The organism is Candidatus Dadabacteria bacterium (assembly GCA_026706695.1).
Classification (GTDB): domain Bacteria; phylum Desulfobacterota_D; class UBA1144; order Nemesobacterales; family Nemesobacteraceae; genus Nemesobacter.
The window spans coordinates 15322-37514 of sequence record JAPOYE010000083.1 but is presented as its reverse complement, the minus strand read 5'-3'; the positions used below and the strand labels follow the sequence as shown (position 1 = coordinate 37514).

General features: G+C 51.1%; 18 protein-coding genes. 8 read left to right on the top strand and 10 right to left on the bottom strand.

Features of this window, described 5'->3' with window-relative positions; genetic code table 11:
- Positions 1–149 precede the first annotated feature (149 nt).
- The 10 genes from OXG10_06180 to OXG10_06135 all read right to left on the bottom strand — a co-directional run bounded on the left by OXG10_06180 (position 150) and on the right by OXG10_06135 (position 14090).
- Positions 150–842, bottom strand: a complete 693-nt coding sequence (locus OXG10_06180; protein MCY3826949.1) for a glycosyltransferase family 2 protein — start codon at positions 840–842, stop codon at positions 150–152.
- A 6-nt stretch (positions 843–848) separates the two neighbouring features.
- Entirely contained in the window at positions 849–3917 is a 3069-nt protein-coding gene (locus OXG10_06175) for a UvrD-helicase domain-containing protein (protein MCY3826948.1), read from the bottom strand.
- Complete coding sequence (locus OXG10_06170; GenBank protein MCY3826947.1) at positions 3901–6930, bottom strand: PD-(D/E)XK nuclease family protein; 3030 nt, start codon at positions 6928–6930, stop codon at positions 3901–3903. Before OXG10_06170 ends, OXG10_06175 begins: the two co-directional genes overlap by 17 nt.
- Before the next feature lie 104 nt (positions 6931–7034).
- Entirely contained in the window at positions 7035–7190 is a 156-nt protein-coding gene (locus tag OXG10_06165; protein ID MCY3826946.1) for a hypothetical protein, read from the bottom strand.
- 33 nt (positions 7191–7223) lie between these two features.
- Positions 7224–7589 (bottom strand): type II toxin-antitoxin system death-on-curing family toxin, encoded by a 366-nt coding sequence (locus OXG10_06160; protein ID MCY3826945.1) that lies wholly within the window; start codon positions 7587–7589, stop codon positions 7224–7226.
- Between the two features lie 2 nt (positions 7590–7591).
- Positions 7592–7840: a hypothetical protein gene (locus OXG10_06155; protein MCY3826944.1), complete on the bottom strand. Its 249-nt coding sequence runs from the start codon at positions 7838–7840 to the stop codon at positions 7592–7594.
- A gap of 88 nt (positions 7841–7928) precedes the next feature.
- Positions 7929–8387, bottom strand: coding sequence for a hypothetical protein (locus OXG10_06150; GenBank protein MCY3826943.1), 459 nt, complete (start codon positions 8385–8387; stop codon positions 7929–7931).
- Positions 8388–8446: 59 nt separating this feature from the next.
- A complete protein-coding gene (locus OXG10_06145) occupies positions 8447–9835 on the bottom strand; it encodes a class II fumarate hydratase (GenBank protein ID MCY3826942.1) in 1389 nt (462 codons plus the stop codon).
- Positions 9836–9903: 68 nt separating this feature from the next.
- On the bottom strand, positions 9904–13026 hold the full coding sequence (locus tag OXG10_06140; GenBank protein ID MCY3826941.1) for an efflux RND transporter permease subunit: 3123 nt from the start codon (positions 13024–13026) through the stop codon (positions 9904–9906).
- The gene (locus OXG10_06135; protein MCY3826940.1) at positions 13023–14090 is read right to left on the bottom strand and encodes an efflux RND transporter periplasmic adaptor subunit; all 1068 of its coding nucleotides are present in this window, start codon (positions 14088–14090) and stop codon (positions 13023–13025) included. Before OXG10_06135 ends, OXG10_06140 begins: the two co-directional genes overlap by 4 nt.
- Before the next feature lie 219 nt (positions 14091–14309).
- Between OXG10_06135 and trxA the strand changes: the two genes are divergently transcribed.
- From trxA to nuoH, 8 genes are all read left to right on the top strand, one after another.
- Entirely contained in the window at positions 14310–14642 is a 333-nt protein-coding gene (gene trxA, locus OXG10_06130) for a thioredoxin (protein ID MCY3826939.1), read from the top strand.
- Between the two features lie 26 nt (positions 14643–14668).
- Positions 14669–14959: a GYD domain-containing protein gene (locus OXG10_06125; GenBank protein MCY3826938.1), complete on the top strand. Its 291-nt coding sequence runs from the start codon at positions 14669–14671 to the stop codon at positions 14957–14959.
- Positions 14960–15123: 164 nt separating this feature from the next.
- Positions 15124–16416, top strand: a complete 1293-nt coding sequence (locus tag OXG10_06120) for a hypothetical protein (protein MCY3826937.1) — start codon at positions 15124–15126, stop codon at positions 16414–16416.
- Positions 16417–16651: 235 nt separating this feature from the next.
- Positions 16652–17935: a histidine--tRNA ligase gene (gene hisS / locus OXG10_06115; protein ID MCY3826936.1), complete on the top strand. Its 1284-nt coding sequence runs from the start codon at positions 16652–16654 to the stop codon at positions 17933–17935.
- A 42-nt stretch (positions 17936–17977) separates the two neighbouring features.
- Positions 17978–19210, top strand: coding sequence for an MFS transporter (locus OXG10_06110; GenBank protein MCY3826935.1), 1233 nt, complete (start codon positions 17978–17980; stop codon positions 19208–19210).
- Between the two features lie 42 nt (positions 19211–19252).
- Positions 19253–19468, top strand: coding sequence for a twin-arginine translocase TatA/TatE family subunit (locus OXG10_06105; GenBank protein MCY3826934.1), 216 nt, complete (start codon positions 19253–19255; stop codon positions 19466–19468).
- Positions 19469–19530: 62 nt separating this feature from the next.
- Positions 19531–21138, top strand: coding sequence for a molybdopterin-dependent oxidoreductase (locus tag OXG10_06100; protein MCY3826933.1), 1608 nt, complete (start codon positions 19531–19533; stop codon positions 21136–21138).
- Positions 21135–22184: an NADH-quinone oxidoreductase subunit NuoH gene (gene nuoH, locus OXG10_06095; protein ID MCY3826932.1), complete on the top strand. Its 1050-nt coding sequence runs from the start codon at positions 21135–21137 to the stop codon at positions 22182–22184. Before OXG10_06100 ends, nuoH begins: the two co-directional genes overlap by 4 nt.
- Positions 22185–22193: the final 9 nt, after the last annotated feature.

The window sequence follows — 22193 nt, the reverse complement described above, 5'->3', positions numbered from 1 at the left end:
TTTATCCCTTCATCTCAAAGAAATTCACTCGCCTTAAGAATTTTGCAAGAGGCTCTATAGTCAGAAACGTCGCAGTCAAGATTGTCATTATTGAGTAATGAGCTGTTTTGCTGAATGAAGTTCGGCATAAGAACAACGATCCCAAAGCCTTACGAAAAAAGCTGTTTGAATATCATCCAGATGATCTTCACCCCGGCCATAAAGCTTCCCGCAATCGTTCCGGTTATCTTTGAAGTTCCTATTCTCTTTCTGTAACTCACCGGAACCTCTGTGCAGCGAAATCCTTTCTTTGCTGCCTTTACCTGCATCTCAACCGTCCATCCGAAGGTTTTGTCTCTCATGTCAAGACAAAGGAGCTTATCGTACCTTATGGCCCTGAAGGGACCAAGATCGGTAAAGCTCACTCCGTAGAGCAGCCTTATAAGGCTGGTCGCCACATAGTTGCCCACAAGGGCCTGGGGCAAAAGCGCTCCCTTCTGTCTTTCGCCGATAGTTCTTGACCCTATGACGAAATCGTACCCGCCCTTCGCTATCGGCGAGAGAAGGGTCTTCATTTCCCTTGGATAATCAGAATAATCCCCGTCAAGAAATACTATGATATCAGGTGTATACGAAGAACTCTTAATGTAATTTATTCCCGCAAGGCAAGCCTGTCCGTACCCTTTTCTCTCTTCGTTTACAACCGTGGCTCCGCAACCGGAAGCAACACTTGCCGTGGAATCGGTCGAACCGTTGTCAACGACCACTATTTCCGTAACGAGATCCCGGGGAATATCCCCGATTACCTGACCTATGGAGCGCTCCTCGTTCAAGGCCGGTATTATGACAACCGTCTTTTCCATGGAATTTTATATGGAGACAAGCTCCACCTGCGGGATAAGGACTATGTGGCGCGAAAGCAGCGGTTTCTCAAACCTTGAGCGCACAGCCTCGCAGTAGCCGTCCATCTGTTCCTCGTAAACGCTTCGGGCTTCGTCATCCATCGATTTTCTGTACTTGTAATCGAAAAGACGCATTCCCGCCTTCTCTTCAGTCAGAAGATCTATTCTGCCTCTTCTCGGAGAATCTTCCCCCGGGTCAAAGACAAACTTAAGTTCCCTTCTGATCCGCCCGGCCGCACTGATAAAGGGAAAAAGCTCCGAGGAAAGGAAGTTTGAGGAAAGCTCAAACAGGAGTTCCTTCATGTCCGGGTTTGAGACGAGAAATTCCCCCAGAACGAATTCAATTTCCTTCTCAACCGTTTCCTCCGTGAAGTCCCAGGTCTCAAGGAATCTGTGCATTATGCTTCCGGTTCTCTCCGGGTCTTTTAAACGACTGATCGGTGAAAACAGGTCCGGCAGAGCAGATATTCTGGCACGCGACGGTTTTTCTTCATCTCCGTAGAGCGGTTCTGTGTATTTAAGGTCGGAAGAAATTTCCTTTCTCACGGAAGAGGGAGTTTCGCGGACGCGGACAGGTTCCTTTGATGCCGTGGTCCCAAGGCCCGGGAAAACGATTCCCATCTCCTGGTCCGCAAACCCGTCCGGAATTTGAAGACACCGGGAAGACAGCGAAAGTCTTGAATCGATGAGTTCGGCGAAGCTGTCCTCCTCGATCAGTATCCGCTGTTCCTTGGACGCACGTTTGCCGCTTAAACATATAAAAAGCCTTTTCTCCGCCCGGGTCATCGCCACGTAAAGCGCCCGCCGCTCTTCAAGCGCTTCTCTTGTTTCAATATCCCCCTTGAGGTCATTCCAGTAATCCGAAGCGGCGGCAGGATATCTGATTATAAATCCTCTCTCTACGTCCGCCATCACTCTTTCGGATTTGGTCGGTTTCCGTGAATTGGTATCGCAGATAAAAACATTCTCAAACTCAAGCCCCTTCGCCCCGTGAACCGTCATGAGCCTCACCACGTCGTCGCCCGTTTCTTCAAACATGCGTTCTTCGGCCCCCTCCCGCCACATTGAATCAAAATGTTCGACCACCTGGCAAAGTCCGCACCCTTTACGCGAAATCAGGCCTTCGGTCACGAGAAGAACTTTTCTGAGGTTAAGATACCTCGCCTCGCTGTCAGGAAGAGCGCGGACCGCGGAGGAATAACCGAGGCCGTTTACCGCGAGATCAACCACCCTGAATGTATCGGCGCCGATGTTCTCCTCCCTTTTTCTGTCAAGAAAGCGTATATATTCGCTGACTCTGCGGCCGTTTTTTTGCGGTTCGCCGCGGAAATGGGAAAGCAGTTCATCATCAGACGCCCCGAAGTAGGGAGACCTGAGCACCGACGCAAGAGCCAGATCATCCTTCGGATCAAGAAAATACCGAAGCATGGACATAACATCCCTAACTTCAGCGAGATCGTAGAAATCGCGTCCCACGCGGGACTGGAACCTTACCCCTTCCCGCGCAAGCGCGTTTTCATAAACAGAAACCTTTGAAGACGACCTGAAAAGAATTGCCGTCCTCCCGCAGGATTCCCGCTGAAGCTCCGCTATCCTCGAAGCCACGGCGCGTGCCTCGAGCTCGGCGCACTCAGAGGAGCTCGCGCCCTCGCTGACAATCACCTCGACGGGTTCTCCGGAGTCGGCTTCCCCCGGCGCAAGCGTCATCGGATCATAATATCCCGTCGGGAAAACGCCTTCGAAAAAAGCGTTGAAAAATCCTATAAGGGATCCGCTTGAGCGGTAGTTGGTCGTAAAGGAAATCTTTTCAAAGTCCTCGCGCCCCAGTATATCCGCGAACATCTCGGGCTGCGCTCCCCTGAAACCGTAGATCGACTGGTTAAGATCGCCAACGGCTATAAGGCTCCCGCCCGCGTCGCCGTCCGTAAGCAGCTCCAGAAGCTCAAGCTGAAGACAGTCCGTATCCTGAAATTCGTCAACTATTATGAACCTGAAAAAATTCCTGTAATAACTGAGTATCCCGGGATTTTCTCCGAGAAGTTCCATGGCGAACCGGATCATGTCCTCGTATTCAATCTTCTCCTCTCCGATTCTCCGGTTGACCAGAAACTGGTACGCGTCACCCGAGAGATCGAGATAAAGAGAGTTGATCTCATGGTCGTAATAGCCCATTATCCGAAACAAGGTACTCAGAAGCGATTTTCTCGACTGCTCAACCTCATAGGTTTTCACGCTGTCTTTTACGCTCCCGTAAAGTACTTTTAGGTGGCGAATATTGCTGTCAATGCCCAAGGTTATGTCTATTTTTCTGCCAAGAACTTCGAGATCGTCTCTTTTTTTCCTGGAAACGGAAGGAAGCAGGGAGATATGCTCCCCGATCTTTTTCTGGAGATCCCTCTGCATGTCTTCAAGTTTTCCAGCGTCGGGCTTCTCCGGAAAAGCATGGCTGGCGACATAGCTGAAGGGAGGGACGAGATGAAGCCTCGCCGCTTCTTTCAGTATCATGGACGTTGTTCTCACTATCCGGGCGTAATCATAAGACTCAAGTTCCAGAAGCCTTCTGAGACGGGGGTCGGCGCTTTTTGTTTTCTCCAGAAAGAACCTGCCCGCGCTCTGCTCGTAAAAAGAATCTTTCTCCGAATCCTCAATCACGGAGAAACCGAGGGGGAGCCCTGAATCAAAGGCGTTTTCCCTGAGCATTCCCGAACAGAAACTGTGAATCGTTCCTATGGGAGCGGATGAAATTTTTCTGCGCCACCCGTCCATTATGTTTCCCCTGTGCCCGTACCTGCCGATATATCTTGCTATCTCGTGTATTATCCTTGACTTGAGTTCAGCCGCGGCGTTTTCCGTGAAGGTAATAGCCACTATCTGCGGGATATCCGCCTCCCCGGTTTCGAGAATGCCTATATATCTGGCTATTATGGCCCTTGTCTTGCCCGATCCGGCTCCCGCCCTCACAGCCGTCTTCTCCGCCGCTTCCAGTATCCGGCTCTGCTCTTGGTTAAGGCTCAGAAATTCAGATATTCTCCGCATCGCCCTCCTCCGCAGAAGCTGCCGCTTTTCTTTTTGTCCCGTTTTTCACCCTGCAGAGATCCGCGTAATCACAGTATGAGCAAGGCTGACCCTTCAGCATCTGAAGCAGGTATTCGCCATGTTCCGCCGGTTTTTTCCCCACGTACGGAGGAAAGAATCCTCTCTCTATGCAGCTTATGTAGGATCCGGCGAGAGAAACCGCTTCGCGAAAAGAAATGTCGGAAATCTTTCTGGACGAAACGATCTTTTCCGGGTTTGAGATTGAACGATAGGATCCGCGGACCGGATACATTCCTTCATCAAGCAGCGCTCTTAGGTAAAGAGGGAGCTGGAGATTCCTGAAGTCAAAAAATTTCTTCTCCCCGATACCTCCGATCTTGTAATCCACGACTTCAACCTTGGTTCCGTGTTCAAACGAACTCTGGATATCAACTCTGTCAACCTTCCCCCTGATTTTCACATCCTCTATGCGGAACTCCACTTCCTTTTCAAAAAATGACGGCACGTGGAGATCCTTTTCGATTCTCCACAGCTCATCATAGATAAAATTCCAGAGCGTGTGTTCAAAAAATGCTTTTTTCTCCGCGGCCGCGACATTTTCGGGAAGATGGGAAAAAATCGCGGTGCCGCTCTCATACTTCTGCCTGAGCTCATCATAGAGCATTCCAACGCCGCCTTCTCCACCATGGTCCGAGCTTCCGGAGAAAAGACTCTCCATAAACTCACCGAGAAATCTGTGGGCGAGCGAGCCCAGGTCGAGCCGAGAGGCCCTTTGCTCGTCCGGGGACCGCGGATTTGAAAGTCCCAAGATCCTTTTTGAAAAATACATGAAGGGGCATGTGCCGTAATCTTCAAGCGCTGTGGGAGAAAAAGCATCCGGTCGCGGAGGAGGAGAAAGGAGCGCCCCTTCAAATTCACTATAATTTCCATCCGCCTCAAGCCTCTTTCTCTCGGCGGAAACACCGGCGCGAAGATGGCCCAGAATGTCAGAGCCGTAGTGACGAATAAGAGTCCCGGAGATTCTCTCGTCTCCGTTTCGGGAGGATGACAGACCGTGAAAAAAAATATCTTCAGGCGAGAACAGGTTCTCAGGCGCACAGACGCTCCCGGGGCGCCTGGTTTCGGAGATGCCCATGGTTTCCTCTAGGAAATCGGAGCGGTTAACCTCCTTTGATGTCTGGTCGTAGCGGAAACAGGATAAAAACGCTTTCTCTGAAGCCGCCGCGGAGAGACAGAGAAAAAGATGCTTTTCCTTCTCGTAGTGAAGACCTTCTGACTCAAAAACCGTTTTTCCGAGCGCACGGTTTATTTCGACTTTTTCCCTGGGTTTCAGTACCGGGTCAGCTGGCTGGGAAGAGGGAAAAGAGCCGTCTGAAAGGCCCGTCATAAAGACAAACCGAGGGTTTGTGCCGCGGGCCGAGGAAAAATCAGTAACGCTTACCCTCCGCGTCTCAGGCGCGCTGGGGGTCTTGTAGGGTACCGTCCGCTCCATCATTGCATCTTCGAGAAGGCGCAGATACTCCGCCGGGCCCGAAACCCTGAAATCAAACTCTCCGCGAGAAAAGGAAAGATCTCTCAGGAAAGAGAAAAACTCATCGAAACACTCCCTTGTCACGGCGTTTCTCTCTATAAGCAGCGCGGAACTCTCAGAGGCCCTGAGTTCTGAGAGAACCTTTCTCAGGTCAGAAGTCATGGCGGCGAAGCTTTTTCTTCCGAACTTAGACGACACCGAGTCAAGAGCGAGGTTTACGGCACCCGCGACGGAAGCAAGTTGCCCGTCAAGATTCGTTATATGTTCGAGAACCCTTTTCCAGCCCGGGATTCCGCTTATGGTCGTGTGTTTCGCGTTGGCGGATGAAAGCGTTCTCACAAGGTTCACGCATCGCCGCGCGGGCTCTGACTCTCCCAGATAGAAGATGAAAAGCGGGCTCTGAAAAAGACGTATCAGGTCGTCTCTGTGAAAATTGCCGGACTTTAGACAGAGAATATCACGCACAATCTGTCCGTACGTGCTCTCCGCGAGGGTACCCCAGTTTCTCAGGTTGACCGCGATTCCGTTTTTCTCGAATATGCCTGCTACTGAGCGGCCGCGGCGCTGCGCCGACCTCACAAGCACCCTGAAATCAGACGGCTTGCGTTCCTTGTCAAGAACAAGCTTTTTTATCGTCCTTGAGACATGTTCAATCTCTTCGTGGGAATCGTAGAAATCTCTGAACTCAGTTCTCGGTCCAGACTCCCCAGGTTGACTGATCATGGCGAGATCCTCCTCGCAGACAACGGAGGCTTCACCGAGCCTGTCCACAAAGCAGTCTCTGTATTCGTGAAGACCGCCGAAATCGCTTACGAAAAAGAAAGTTTCGGAAACCCGGGAGGAAAGGCTTTTTATCACGTCAAGCTCGCAGAGGGTGAAGTCGGAAAAACCGAAGACAGCAAGTTTTTTCGCCGACGGGAAAAACCTGTCAATTCCTTCCCGGTCAAGCTCTTTTGAAACTACACGGACGGAATCCGCGTCATCAAGAAAACCTCTTTCAGAGATGAGCACCTCGTATTTTTCGTAAACAAGCCCTATATCCGAGAGTTTTTTCCGCAGGCTCCGCGCCTTGATCGTTCCGGCAGACCCGGCAAGCTCCTTTACCGAAATTCTGCCCTGCTTCAGTTTCGAGATAATTGAAGCCGCGGCGTCGAGAAAATCCCGGTTCTCCGAAAACTCCCCGAAAACCTCAAGGTCGCCCGAGACCAATTCCGCCGCTTTTCTGGTTACGGACAGTATCTGGGTTCTCGATATCCTTTTCTTTTTGAGGTTCGGGGATGTCTCGTTTACAAAATCAGAAAGTTCGCTGAACGTAAGCAGGTTTTTCCCCCACACCCCTTCGCCAGAGTAGCAATCTTCTATTTCCTGTACAACCGATACCCCTGGAAGAAGAAACAGGGTCGCTTCGTCGCTTGGGTTAAGCCCGTATTTTTTGAAAAGATTTTTAAAAGTGAGTTCTTTGGCGTGATAAATTAGCTTCATCTAGCAAAGAAATGCCGGAGATTCTGAGAAAAGCCGTTTTTGGAACTGAAACCCCTCAAGGGGCAGAACCTTTCGGAAAAATTATATCTGAACTTGTGAAAAGATTAATTACGTTCTAAATATTTTTTCATCAATTGAACAACTTGGAAGACCAGAACGCGCCTTACTGCCCGCTCGGTCGTTTCCTCATAAGTTCCCTGTTCTTTAAGGAAATCTTCGAACAGCATGCCGGCTTTTCCCTTTTCAGTATTTAGAGTCATTTTAGGCATCCTGAATTCACAAATTCTGTTGAGTCAGATTCTAAGCCACTCCGCCAGTTCTTCTTCATCAACAATGCCTTGTGCAGCTTTAATAATCATCTCACTTGCTCTTTCCGTGTCAAAATCCAATTCTATGCCGTTAATCCGCAAACAAGTATCCATTGCCGTAAAGGCTGTTCGCTTATTTCCGTCATTAAATACACGACCAACGGCAATATAACAGGCGTAAGTGGCAGCCAACTCAAAGATATCCTCAATCATTCCGTAGGCAACGCGATTGTCTACACGGGCCAGAACGGATTCAATGGACTTGTTCAGGGCCATACCCTGAAGTTCACTGGATCCAACAACAACTTGTTCATGAATGGCTATCACCTTTTCTGAAAACAAATAGTTCATTTCTATTTGTCTTTCAGATAGTCCAGGATTGGCTGATTCTTGGCTATGCTCTTCGCAATAGCGACGTCAACTTCGTCAGGGTCAGCAAGCTCAAAACTGACTTTGTTCACAGCGGAAGCAGGCACGAAATAGCCAACAAGCCTATTTCGGTTCAAGATGGCAACGGGCTTGCCACCGGCTTTCTTGATCACATTCCCAGGGTCGCGAAGTTCGGTTAATGAAGCGGTTTTTTTGGTTAGCAAGGTTTCCATAACTACCTCCTGTTTTATGCCTCAAGTGTACGGGGTTTTGCATGGAATGTCAATTAAATACATACCTGAATATATACCTCAATACCTCTTAAGAAGAATCTCTCTCTTCAGTTCCGCTCTGTCCCGACTGCGGAATTCCTTCAATCTGGATTTTTTTTGCCTTCATGATGTTATTTCGCTTTGAGATAAAATACCTCTTATGCTTGCTGTAGCGGCCCCATATCCTTACTCGGCTGCCGTTCTCAATGCCTTGCACGAACCCCCTGGCGTAGACGTTTATCCTTCTTCCCGGATCGTTGTCAAAAAATTGAAACAGAGTGAACTTTCTTCCGTTCGCCATTTTCCTGAACCGCAGATCACCTACCTGCCCCTCGAGCGTGAATATCTTTCTGTCAAACTCATCACGTGAGGAGAGAACCTGCGAAATGGTTACAGCCGGCGGTTCAAGTTCTCCGATATCGGTATAGGTCTTGTAAACCTCTTCTTTTCCGTAAGAAGAAACCGGAACCGCTAAAAAAAGCAGAAAAACTAAAAGAATTTTCCTCATTATTCAAATTTCCGCCGAAAATACTCTGTACCACCAAACGGCTATCCGGGCCCATGGCACTAGGAAGTCGGCTTTGTCATCGACAGCGGATCAAGAACCTTGTCAAGTTCCTCGTCTGAAAGCACTCCCTTTTGCCTGGCAACTTCCCTTACGGTGCTCCCCGAAGCGTAGGCTTCCTTCGCAATCGCAGCCGCGTTGTCATAACCTATGATCGGCGCGAGGCTGGTGCACATGGCGAGGCTCTGCTCGATGGTTTCCCCGCAGCGCTCTTCGTCCGCCTCTATACCAGAGATGCACTTGTCGACAAACACGGTGCATACCCTCGAGAGAAGCCTTATCGACTGAAGGAGATTGTCCGCCATCATGGGCATCATCACGTTGAGCTCGAAATTCCCCGACTGTCCTCCGATCGTTATCGCCGCGTCATTGCCGATTACCTGGGCCGCGACCTGCGTAACCGACTCGCCGATCACTGGGTTAATTTTCCCCGGCATAATGGACGAACCCGGCTGTATCGCGGGCAGAAGGATCTCTCCGAAGCCGCAGCGCGGGCCGCTTCCAAGCCACCGTATGTCATTTGCTATCTTGATGAGGCTTACGGAGACCGTCTTTAGCGCTCCGCTTGCCTGGACAACCGCGTCCTTTGACGCCTGGGCCTCGAAGTGGTTTTTAGCCTCCCTGAACTTAACCCCCGTAGCCTCGCTTATCCTCGCCGCCACCTTTTTTCCGAAATCCCTGTGGGTGTTTATCCCCGTGCCGACCGCGGTCCCCCCTATGGCGAGTTCCGAAAGGTCGTTTCTTATCCCCTTTAATCTCGAGATCCCGTGATCGACCATGCTCGCGTACCCGCTGAACTCCTGGCCGAGCCGTATAGGGGTAGCGTCCATAAGGTGGGTGCGTCCTATCTTTACTATGTAATCAAACTCCTTTGCCTTTTTCGAGAATGCGTCGCGAAGATACTCAAGCGACGGTATAAGATCCTTTTCTATCGCCTCAAGAGAAGAGACATGCATGGCCGTGGGGATCACGTCATTGCTTGACTGACCCATGTTCACATGGTCGTTCGGATGCACCCGGGTCTTTCCCTTAAGTATCTCGGTCGCCCTGTTGGCTATCACTTCGTTCGTGTTCATGTTGGTCGAGGTGCCAGAACCCGTCTGAAAAACGTCCACCACGAAATGATCGTCAAGCTTCCCGTCGACAACCTCCTGCGCGGCCCTCGCTATGGCCCGCGCGGCACCCTTCTTCAAGAACCCGAGTTCTGAGTTTGTATGGGCGGCGGCCAGTTTCACAAGACCCATCGCCCTTATGAATTCCCTTGGAAGAGTGCGTCCGCTCACGGGAAAGTTCTCAACCGCCCTTGCCGTCTGCGCCCCGTAATAAGCGTCCGAGGGAACTTTCATCTTTCCCATCGAGTCGGATTCCACCCTGTATTTCGTCTTAGCCATTTAAGATTCCCTCCAGATAATCGTCAATTTCAGTTAGGGAATTTATTATGCCACAAACAAAACCGGTTTCATAAGAAGGAGGGCCTTCTTCGGAACTCGAGCATGAGGCTGAAAACCGAAGGGATCAGAAACAGGGTGAAGACCGTGGAGAGAACAAGTCCGCCGACCACGACGCTTCCAAGTCCCTTGTAGAGCTCAGAGCCTTCCCCCGGGGCAAGCACAAGGGGAAGCATGCCGAACACGCTCGTCAGGGTGCTCATGAAGATCGGCCTTATCCTCACCCTTACCGATTCGCGTATGGCCGCCTGCTGCTCCATTCCCGCCCGGATGTTGTTAAGCGCCTGGTGAACTATGAGTATGGCGTTGTTAATGACTATCCCTATGAGAATAACAAAGCCCAGCATCGTCAGTATATCAAGCGGCTGGTACGTGAACAGGTTAAGGATAAAAAGCCCGAGGAACCCTCCGAGGGAGGCAAACGGAACCGTGACCAGAATAACAAGCGGATGGAGAAAACTTCCGAAAAGAGCCGCCATCAGCAGAAACGATATCACCACGGCCAGGAGAAAGTTCCACTGAAGCGCGTCTTTTGCCGTCGCGAGCTTGTCCGCGGTCCCGGCAAGGACAAAACCGGTCCGCTCCCCCACCTGGCCGCTTTGCCGAAGCACGGAGATTATATCGTCGTTAACGGTCTCTATCGCCTCCTCAAGCGCAATTTCCTCAGGAGGAGTTATCTGTATCGTTATCACCCTTTGTCTTTCGTAGTGATTTATCTGCTCCGGGCCGTTTTCAAGACTGACCCTGGCCAGGGCTCCCACGGTAATTACCTGCCCGCTCGGAGAAGTGATCATTATGTTCTCTATATCCTGAGTTCTCTCGGAGAAATCCTGCTCCGCCCGCAAGACTATGTCGACCTCCTGTCCCTCGAGGTTAAACTCGCTTGCCTGGACTCCGTCTATCAGGGATCTCACGGTAAACCCGAGCTCGCTGTTGGTGATCCCGACCCGGGAAGCCGCCTCCCGTTCAGTAATGATCCTGAGTTCGGGGTTTCCGAGATCAAGGCTCGGAATCGGTCTTATCTGCGCCCCGGGAATGCTCTCCATGGACATGAAAAACACGCTCCTGGCGGTCCTCAGTATCTCATCCAGATCATCTCCCGTGACGTTAACGTCTATCGACCTCCCCTCGCCTATGTTGGCGTTAAAGATGCTGGGCTGAATTATCACGCCGAACGTTCCCGGGACCTTGGATAGGGCCTGTTGAAGAACGGGAAAAAGTTTCTTGAGTTCCTTTCTGTTCTCGGCGACCGCGCCCATGAAAATCTGTTTTCCCCTCGCGACATAGAAGAAATTCTTTATCCGCGGGAGATCTTTCCCGGTCGCGGTCTTTCCGTTCATGTAGGGTTCGAGATCAGCCTCGAGCTGCTTTCCGATGGACGTATATTCCTCGACATTGTATCCGGGAGGCGGTATAAGTATCCCGAAAAGCAGGTTCCTGTTTCCCGTGGGCAGGTACTCGGTCTTGGGAAAAACGGCGATTATAAGCACTATTGACAAGAGGGTGAAGGAACCCACGAGAACCGCTCTTTTCCTGACGCTTGTCATTATCTCCTCGGTAAAGCGGTTTATAAAGCCGGATACCCTTCCCGCGAAACCGGACAGCCGCGACATGATACGAAGGCGCTCAAGAGATTCCGCGCCCTTCGCGGAGAGGTACTTTGAAGACGCAGACGGTATGACGGTTATGGAAACAAGAAGACTAAGTATGACGGAGACGCTGATCGCTATGGCTATGTCGCGAAACAGCTGTCCCGTCTGCTCCTGAATGAACATGATCGGAATGAACACGGCGGCCGTGGTGAGGGTGCTTGCAAGCACCGCCCCCCAGACCTCGGTCGTGCCGTCATAGGCTGCCTTCATCCTCGATTTTCCCATCTGCATGTGGCGGTACACGTTTTCAAGAACCACGATCGAGTTGTCTATGACCATGCCGACGGCGAAGCTCATCCCCGCGAGACTGACCACGTTTATGGTGCGCCCGAGCGCCTCGAAAACTATGAAAGTCCCTATGACGCTTGACGGTATGGCGATTGCCACAATCATCGTGCTGCTCGCGCTTCTCAGGAAAAGAAGAAGAACCGTTATGGCAAGCACGCCGCCTATAATAAGATTTCCCCTCACGAGCTTTATCGCGTTTTTTATGTACCCGGTCTCTTCGTAGACATTCCGGAGGCGAAGTCCGTTTTCCTTGAGGACTCCCTCATTCAGTTCCTCAACGGCCGCAAAGATGCCCTCTTTAACCTCTATTGAGTTCGCCCCGCTTTCGCGAAGCACGTTAACGGCAATGCAGGGCTCTCCGTTCTGCCTCACGGTGTAGCCCGGGTCCTCGTACCCGAGGCGGACAGTGGCAACGTCCCTCAGGTAAACGGGAAGACCGCTTTGCGCGGTAGCCACTACTATGTTTTCTATGTCCCGCGTGGTTCTGTACTCTCCGACGGTTCGAACGATATACTGCCTTTTACCCTCGTTAAAGGAACCGGCGCTGAAATTCTCATTCTCCCTGTCAATGGAGGCGGCAAGCCCAGCTATCGTAATATTCCTCTTGGCAAGCGCGGCGGGGTCGAAAAGAACCTCTATAAGCCGCTCCCTTCCGCCGAACACGTTTGAGGCGCCGACTCCGGGAACCCTCTCAAGCCTGGTGCGGATTATCTCGTCCGCGAAATCGTAGTAGAGATTTATATCAGCGGGATTGTCAGGAAGAGGCTTCAGGATAAACCACGCCATGGCGTTTGCTCTGGGGTCGACGGTGGTTATCACGGGCCGCTCGACCTCGTCCGGGTATTCCTTTACCTGGTCAAGCCTGTTCGACACCTTGACCACCTTGGAGTCAATGTCGGCGCCAACTTCAAACTCGAGTATTACCTCGGAGGAGTTCTCCGAGCTCTCGCTGTCAAGTCTTCTGAGTCCCGTTATTCCCCTGAGCTCGTCTTCCTGCTCGTTTACCACCTCGCTTTCCATCTCAAAGGGGCTTGCCCCTCTCCAGAAGGTGCTCACGGTAACCCTGAGCGTCTCGACGTCCGGGGTAAGCTGAACGGGAATCCTGAAAAGCGAGATAACCCCGAAAATAACGAGGAATATAACGCCGACGGCTACGGTTACGGGATTTTTTATAGAGGTCTCGACAAGATTCATTGCTCTATGGTGTCAGTGATCCTGACTTTCTGCATGGGCCTTAGTCTCTCGTTTCCTCTTACGACCACGTTCTCGCCGACGCTTATTCCCCCTTCAACGTGAGTGAAACTCTCATACCAGCCCTTTTCTTCCACCGGTACCGGATGCGCGAGGCCCTCCCTCACGGCAAAGACCTTAGAGCCCTGGGGGGACCTGACTATGGAATCTTTCGGTACGAGCTTGATTTTCTCGGTTTTGCCGATCCTTACCATGATTATGGCGGAAGCTGAGGATTTTATCGTATGATCCGGATTCTCAAGCATCACCCTTACCGGAAAGGATACGGTTATCGGGTCCGCGTCCGGGATAACTGAAGAGATTTTTGCGGGAACGGTCAGCAGATCGTGGGAGGGCAGTATGACCTCGACCTCCATGCCCTCGCTTATGTCGTCTATATACCTCTCGGGCACCCCCGCCATTACCTCTATCGTGTCTATATCAACAAAGGAAACCACCTTGTCCCCGAGACCGAGCCACTGTCCCGCTTCGGCGTGGTGCTTGGTCACGTAGCCGTTAAAAGGAGCGGCGATTCTCGACGCCGCAAGATCGTATTCGGCGATTTCGATACGGCTCTCGAGACTGAGCAGCCCGGCCCGGCCGGACTCCCTCTGGGTCCTCGCCCTGTCAAAATCTCCGTCGGAAACAATTCCCTTGTCGTAAAGCTCTTTCATTCTTGCAAAATCTTTTTCCGAAAGCTCGGCTCTCGCGAGGGCTTCCTTTCTCTCGTTCTTAAGCCGCTCAAGGGCGAAGCGGATCTTGTCGTTTTTTATCTCGGCGAGGGTCTCGCCCTTTTTTACGTACTGGCCTTCCTCGGCGTTTATTTTCCCGACGACTCCTTCGACCTCGCTCGATATGACGGATTTTCTCGCGGGAAATGTCGCGCCGACAAGCCTGAGCGGCTTGCTCACCTCCCTCTCAACTACCGCGGATACCACTACCGGAGCGTCAGGAGGCTGAGCGAGCGAGAATCCTGGAAAAATACAGACAGATAAAAAAAGCAGAAAGATTTTTGTTCGTATAACCACAGTTCATTCTCCATATATCGGAACATCTCTTTCAGGACGCCGCAAAAACCTGCCATACCGTTTTAAATGCGAGGGACGCCACGTGTGCGTTCTGAAACCTTTCAAATTATACATGACTCAACAACCGGCACTATAAACGAGAAACATCTTCTATCCTCATTCTTGTATTATTCCAAATTGGTATTAGCATATAGGCATAAAAGCCCCAAAGGAGATTAAATGGCATCCTCAAACATAGTTGAAGTAGTAGATTCCACGTTCGATAAGGAAGTAATGGAAAGCGAAGTTCCCGTCCTGGTCGACTTCTGGGCTCCCTGGTGCGGTCCCTGCAGAGCCCTTTCCCCCGTCATCGAGGAGATCTCCAATGACTACGAAGGCAGCGTTAAGGTGGGAAAGGTAAATGTGGACGAGAACCCCCAGACAACCATGAACTTCCGCATAAGAAGCATTCCCACGCTGATAGTTTTTAAAAACGGAGAGGTCACCGAGCAGATAGTCGGCGCCGTCCCGAAAAGCGAAATAGAAAAGGTACTTGACAAGACCCTGGACTGACTGAGTTCCGGGCTCGGGCGCGAAAAATGGGCAAATACATCATGCTTAGCAACCTCACCGACGAGGGCAGAAGGACCATAAAGATGAGGCCCGAGAGGATAAACGAGGTCAACAGGGAGCTTGAGGAGATGGGCGCCAAGGTTGAAGCCCAGTACGCGGCGCTCGGTCCTTACGACTTTGTTAACATAGTGGAAGCTCCGGATAACGAGACGATCACGAAAATCGTAATAGAACTCGGTTCAAGGGGCACAATCCATATAGAAACCCTTGCCGCAATCCCCATAGGCGAGTTCGAAGAAAAACTTATAAACGAATAACCCCTTCCTTTCCCGAAGCATTAAACGAAAAGAGGCTTTTCTTCAGTGATAAATCACCGCAAAGAATTCAACCGCTTAGTTCTGTTTTGTTGTATAATAAGGCATATCAGCGGACCGGAGATTCGGTGACGCACAATTCGTATTTCAATTGGAGGTATATGGTCGTGAAAAAACTAAGCATTTTAGGTTCTGCCCTGCTTTTGGTTTTTATGGGAATATTCTCTTCGGGGTGCCTTGATGACGAAGACGAGGCAAAAGTGGACTGCGCGGAAGCTTTCTGCATAGGAACGCTTCTCGCTGAAGGCGAAGGGTTTAACGGTTCTCTTATAGAAGCCGTGAATCTCGCCAAAGAAGACATTAACAAGGCGGGGGGAAATACAGAGATCATAAGCGGAAACTCTTTTCAGGCGGGAGCATCCCAAGTGACCGCAAGCGCTGAGCAGCTTCTTGAAATGGGCATCCACGGCATGGTGGCGCCTTCATACTCTTCGGACTCTGTGTCTATTCATCCTTTTCTGGGTGAAAATGAAATGGTCGGCATCTCACCTTCGGCCACTTCCGTTGAACTTACAACTGAAAACGAAAAGGTCGTGGAGAGAGGCGATCAGCCTTTTTTCTTCAGAGTAGCCCCCTCTGATCGTTTTCAGGCACCGATACTGGCAAAACAGTCCCAGGGCAACACGGTCATAGTGTATCGTGATGACGCATGGGGAAAAAGCCTTGCGGCAGATACCAGAGAAGGAATAATGTCTGATGGCAGACAGGCCAAAACCATCCCTTACGACACCGCCGATTTCCCGGATGACGCAGATGACGCCACGGTCTCGCAGCGGGCGGCCGATGTTGTTTTAAAGGTTGAAGGTGCAGTAGAGGAAATCAAGGCAGAGTCCATAGTGTTGCTTGTTTTTAATGTCGAGGGAGGGCCGATAGTCAGGGGATTGCTTGATTCCTCCGCAATTTCCGACGGAGTCGGATATTACTTCGGGGACGGGCTCACGTTTGACGACGCCCTTTTCCAGCATGTGGAGAAGGAGAGCGGCGAGATCGCAGGATTCAAGCAGGTAATCTCAACCCCACCTCTAGGCCAAAGGCTTGAGGAATTCAAAGAACGGTTCAATTTCAGTGATTATGCCGCGCACGCCTACGACGCGGTGGTGATACTGAGGCTTGCGGCTTTAAGCGCCGGAAGCAATGATCCCTCCGTTTATGTTTCCGAAGTCCAGGAGGTCACGAGAGGCGGAACAAAGTGCCACAGTTACGCTACCTGCGCCGCAGCGCTTACAGACGAAACCACGGTTAACGACGACATTGACTACGAAGGAATTTCGGGTCCGATCAACCTTGATCAATACGGAGATATAACGGACGGACTCTACGCGGTTAATACATACGATGCTCAGGGTGTACCAACGACAATATATCTTAATTTTGAAGGCGAAGAAGTGAATACGAATTAACTCCCTCGGCAACAAGCCCGTATTGTCCGCAAAGGGGTTGGGAGAACAGCTTCAGGAGGTTGGTTGAAAACACCGATTTCCCAGAGATTTCAGTCCTCTCAGCAGTACTCGCCGGCCCCACCATCCCAAGTCATACAGAAGGGCTCTCTTCTGTAGCGGAAACTTTATTTTTGACTGAAGAGCGTATAACCTTAACCAACCTGCGGTGATAACTGCTCCCCCGGGAAAACGTACTATGAAAGCGGCCCGTCTTCACGGATTCAAAGACATATTTCACCCCGAAACGGAAAAACTGCGACTCGTAGAGAGCAGAGCCAAGGAAGTGTTCGAACGCTTCGGTTTTTCCGAGATAATCATTCCGATTCTGGAACTATCCGGGGTCTACTCAACGGGGCTCGGCGATACCACAGACATCGTCCAGAAGGAGATGTACACGTTTGAGACCAAGGGGGGAGAGTGGGTTTCGATGAGACCCGAGGGAACGGCGGGAGTCGTAAGGGCATTTATCGAACATTCCCTTTACAGAAAATCGCCCGTGACGAAGCTTTACTACTTGGGAGAGATGTTCAGACATGAAAAACCCCAAGAAGGAAGGCAGAGAAGCTTTAACCAGATAGGAGCCGAGCTTTTCGGCTCCAAAGACCCCCTTGCGGATTCGGAGATAATCGCGATGCTCTGGCTTGCGATTACGGAACTTGGGCTCTCAGATCATGTGGAACTTGAGCTTAACTCGATAGGAAAGCCCGCTGAACGCGAGCGGTACAAAGAGGCCCTTATCGGGTTTCTCTCCCCGAAGAAGGACTCCCTTTGCGAGAACTGCCAGAACAGACTCGGCACTAACCCCCTCCGCATACTTGACTGCAAAACCAGAACATGCCGTGAGATAACGTCCGAGATTCCCTTCTCGATCCGGGATTATCTCTCCGAGCAAAGCAGCGAGCATCTAGACGCGCTTACCTACTCTCTCGGCGAGAAATCCATACCCTACAAGCTTAACCCAAGGATAGTGAGAGGGCTTGACTACTACACCGACACGGTTTTCGAGATAACTACTGACAAACTCGGTTCCCAAAACGCCGTGGCCGCGGGGGGAAGATATGACCTCCTAGTGGAGCGGATGGGAGGACCGGAAACACCCGCCGTGGGATTCGCGATGGGGGTTGAGAGAATATTGCTTCTGCTTGAGAAAACCGGGACGCGGAGGAACGCTCCGGGGAGAAAACAGCTCGTGTGCATTATCCACATCGGGGATGAAGCCAGAGGAGAGGCGGCGAGGATAGCCGACGATCTGAGAAAAAAGGGCATGCGGGTCGAGACCGAATACGAAAACAAAAGCTTGAAAAGCCAGATGAGAAAAGCGAACAGAACCGGGGCTGCGTACTCCGTAATTATCGGAGAGGACGAGCTTCGGAAAAAAGTCTTTTCGCTTCGCAATATGAGAACCGGAGAGGAAAAAACGTTTCCCCTCAAAACACTCGCCGACCTTCGGGGACACGACGATTTTCGGAAACTTCTCTGATTCGCCCGCGGCGGCGAAATTCCGTTTCCAACCGAAAAACCTATGCTTAGAAACAGATTTTTTTACGGATGGGTCATAGTCATAGCAGGACACCTGCTCATAACGCTTGACGGGATGGTTCTCTACTCGTTCGGGATATTTCTCCCTTACCTGAACGAAGCTTTCGGTCTCTCAAATACCGTCGGATCGTCATTTTTTTCCCTGAGATGCGTCTGCATGGCCTTTTCATTCGTGTTCGCGGGAAGGCTCATAGACACCCACGACGCGAGGTACCTAACCTTCTTTGGAGGACTTGTAGGAGCATTCGGCTTTCTTCTTTCAGCTTATGCCGAAACCACATGGGAACTCTACCTGACCTACAGCGTGATGGTGGGAATAGGAGACGGGTTTCTCTACATACTGCCCGTCACCGTCATCAGCAGGTGGTTCGTTAAGAAAAGGGCGCTTGCAATAGGAATCGCCACGGCGGGGGTTCCTGTAAGCGGTCTGGTGGTAAACCCGCTTACCACCTGGCTTATAGAATCATTCGGTTACGAGCGCGCCCTTGTTTACCTCTCTGTAATTTTTACCGCGATACTGTGTTCCGCGCTTCTGGTGAAAAACCGTCCCGAGGAAATGGGACTCAGACCGTACGGAGAGAACTCTGAGGATGCGGCGAAAGATACGGGAGCTTCTGACTGGAGCGCAAAGGAAGCGTTTTCACACTCAAGCTTCTGGCTTATGTACATCGCGTTTTTCTTCGGGTTTAACACTTTTCTCATTATTATCGTACATCTTTTTAACTTCTCCGTAGAAGCGGGAATATCCCCTCTCGTCGCGGCAGGGGCACCCGCCTTCATAGGGGTTGGAAGCATTATCGGGCGGATTTTCTTCTCGGGAGTCGTGACCAACTTCATAAGCGACGTGCGCATACTGTTTGTCTGCTATTTCTTCCAGGCAACATCCATAATCCTCATTCTGTCGGTCGCGGAGGTATGGTCGCTTTACCTGTTCGGCTTTCTGTTCGGCCTTTTCTACAGCGGGTGGGTGCCGATGTTTCCGACTATACTTGGAAAATTCTACGGTCTTAAGTCACTTGGAAGCATCTTCGGTATTTTTGGCACCGGATTCTCCCTCGCCGCGATCAGCGGCCCCCTTGTTTCCGGACTTCTCTTCGACATGACCCAGAGCTACCAGAAATCCCTTATCGTGGCGATGGCGGCGTCTTTTACAACGGCCTTCTTAGTACTACTTATAAGGACTCCCGTAAAAAAAATTAACAAAACCGCCACTTAGTCTTCCGGTTTTGGTTATATTAGACACTGGGAGAAAGAAACGATGTTCGGACTCGGCACAGCTGAATTACTCATAATACTTTTCATCGCACTTGTGGTTCTGGGGCCCAAGGAGTTGCCCAAGGTCGCAAGAACCCTTGGCAGGGGGATAAGAGAGCTTCAAAGAGCCAAGGACGATATAAAAAAGAACATAGAATTTGAAGACGATATGGACGAGAAAACCAAGTTTCAGACACCCAAAAAGGACGAAAACGTCTGACTTGTCAAAAGCACTTTCTCTGATAATATTTACGCTAATCGCTTTTCCCTTGAGTCCTCTCTATGCCCAAGATAACCATCGACGGAATTGAACTTGATGTGGACGACGGAATAAACGTCATCCAGGCTGCCGCGGTGGCCGGGATAGAGATCCCTCATTTCTGCTATCACCCTTCGCTGAGCGTGGTCGCCCAGTGCAGGCAATGCCTTGTGGAAGTGGAAGGCGTTCCCAAGGTACTCCCCGCGTGCAACACGACCGTAAGAGACGGCCTAGTGGTCAAGACGGACACCGAAAAAGCTTTTGAGGCCAGAAAAGCAGCCGTTGAGTTCACTCTGATAAACCACCCGCTTGACTGTCCCATATGCGCCAAGGGAGGGGAATGCCCGCTCCAGATGACCACTTTCGATCACGGTCCCGGCTACAGCAGGGTCGGCGGTCCCGAGAACAAGAAGGTAAGGCAGAAAAGCTACCTGAGCGACCGCATAATGTACGACGCCAACAGGTGCATCATGTGCACCAGATGCGTGCGCTTCACGGATGAGGTAACGAAAACCCACGAACTTGGGACCACCGGAAGAGGCTTTCGGAAGAAAATCTCCGTTTTCCCCGGGAAAACGCTCGATAATGAACTTGCGGGAAACGTGATTGACATCTGCCCGGTCGGAGCCCTGCTCCCCAAAGACAACCTTCACGAAGAGAGGGTCTGGTACATGAAATTCACAGACTCCGTGTGTTCTCTCTGCAGCACCGGGTGCAACATTACCGTGGGCGTCGATCCGAGAAAAGGAGAAGTCTCCCGCATACGCCCGAGAATAAACGAGGAAGTTAACGGACACTGGATATGCGACAGGGGAAGATTCGACTACAAGAAGGTCCAGAAGTCGACCAGACTTAAAGACCCCATAATGAAAAGTGACGGGGACTACGAGATAGCCTCCTGGGAAAACGCGATTAACAGCGTCGGGGCCAGGCTCTCTGGAATAAAGTCAGGCGGCGCGGGCACCTGTGCGATTGCGGGATCGGCCAGGCTTACAAATGAGGAAATGTTTCTCGCGGCGAAGCTTTCGTCCACACTTGGAGATTGCCTGGTAATCTGCGCCGTGGGAACCGAGGAAATAGAGAAAAAATTCGATCTCGTAAGCAACGACCCGTATCCAAACAGCGCCGGAGCCAGGAATTTCATGACGCAGGCAAACGGAGACGATACGAAAGCTACGATTGACTCGCTGCTTGCCGGCAGGATCAATACGCTAGTAGTCATCGAGGCGGACCTGTTCGAGATGGTTTCAGGCCACGAGAAGTACGCTCTTTCCCGGGCTCTTGAGAAAATCAGCTTCCTTGCCGTCATCGACTACAGACTCACCGAGACCGCGAGACACGCTCACGTAATACTTCCAGCGGCAAGTCCCTATGAAAAAAACGGGACTTTCACGAACGACGCCGGACGGGTTCAGAGGATAAGAAAGGCCATACCTCCTCCCGGGAATGCTAAGTCCGCATGCGAAATACTGTGCATGATTGGGGAGCGGCTCGACAAGACCCTGTTCAGCTACGGCTCCGCGTCGGAAGTGATGGATGACATAAGCCTCAAGATCCCCGGATACGGGGGGATTAGCTATGACAGGATAGGTACCGTCGGAAAAGTTCTTGAACACGGCGCGGGCAGATGACTCCACTTCTGATATCAATAGCGGTTGCAAAGATAGCGCTTGTCTTTTTCGTCGTCCTGACGGTTGTTGCCTATCTAACCTTCGCGGAAAGAAGGTTAAGCGCCTTCATACAGGACCGCTACGGACCGAACAGGGTTGGACCCTCGGGACTGCTCCAGCCTCTTGCAGACGGCATCAAGTTCATCTTCAAAGAAGACATTATTCCCCCGAAAGCGAACAAGACCATGTATATAATGGCCCCGGCGTTCGCGCTCGTCACGGCCCTTGCGGCTCTCGCAGTGATTCCCATAGGAAAGGGGGTTCACACGGACCTCTTCGGATTTCTCCAGGATCCCGTGTTCATAAGGTTCCAGATAGCCGACATAAACATCGGCCTTCTCTACGTGCTCGGAATAAGTTCGCTCAGCGTATACGGCGTGGTGCTCGGCGGGTGGGGTTCTAACAGCAAGTACTCTCTTCTAGGAGGACTTCGGGCCGCAGCGCAGATGATAAGCTATGAACTCGCTCTGGGCCTGTCCATACTGGGGGTAATCGCCATAACGGGATCGCTTCGCCTAGGGGACATAATCGAAGCGCAGGAGCAGATGTGGTTCCTAATCCCGTCCTTTATAGGCTTTGTGGTTTTCGTAGTTTCCGCGTTTGCCGAAACCAACAGGCTCCCGTTTGATATGCCGGAAGCCGAGCCCGAGATAGTCGCCGGCTATCACACCGAATACAGCAGTATGAAATTTGCAATGTTCTTCATGGCTGAATATACTCATATGATAGTTGCTTCGTGCATGATAACTTGTTTGTTTTTGGGTGGTTGGTATCCCTTACCGTTCGGAGGGTGGTTCGGCATTGATATCAACACACATTGGTATCTGCCGCCGGCTGTCTTTATCGGCAAAGTCCTTTTCTTACTCTTCCTGTTTATCTGGGTAAGATGGACTTTGCCAAGGTTCAGATATGATCAGGTAATGGGCCTCGGCTGGAAGAGGCTTTTCCCCTTAGCAGTAGCTAACCTGCTTCTCATAAGTTTTCTTATCGTTTCGGGAATCCTTTAGTATATAATT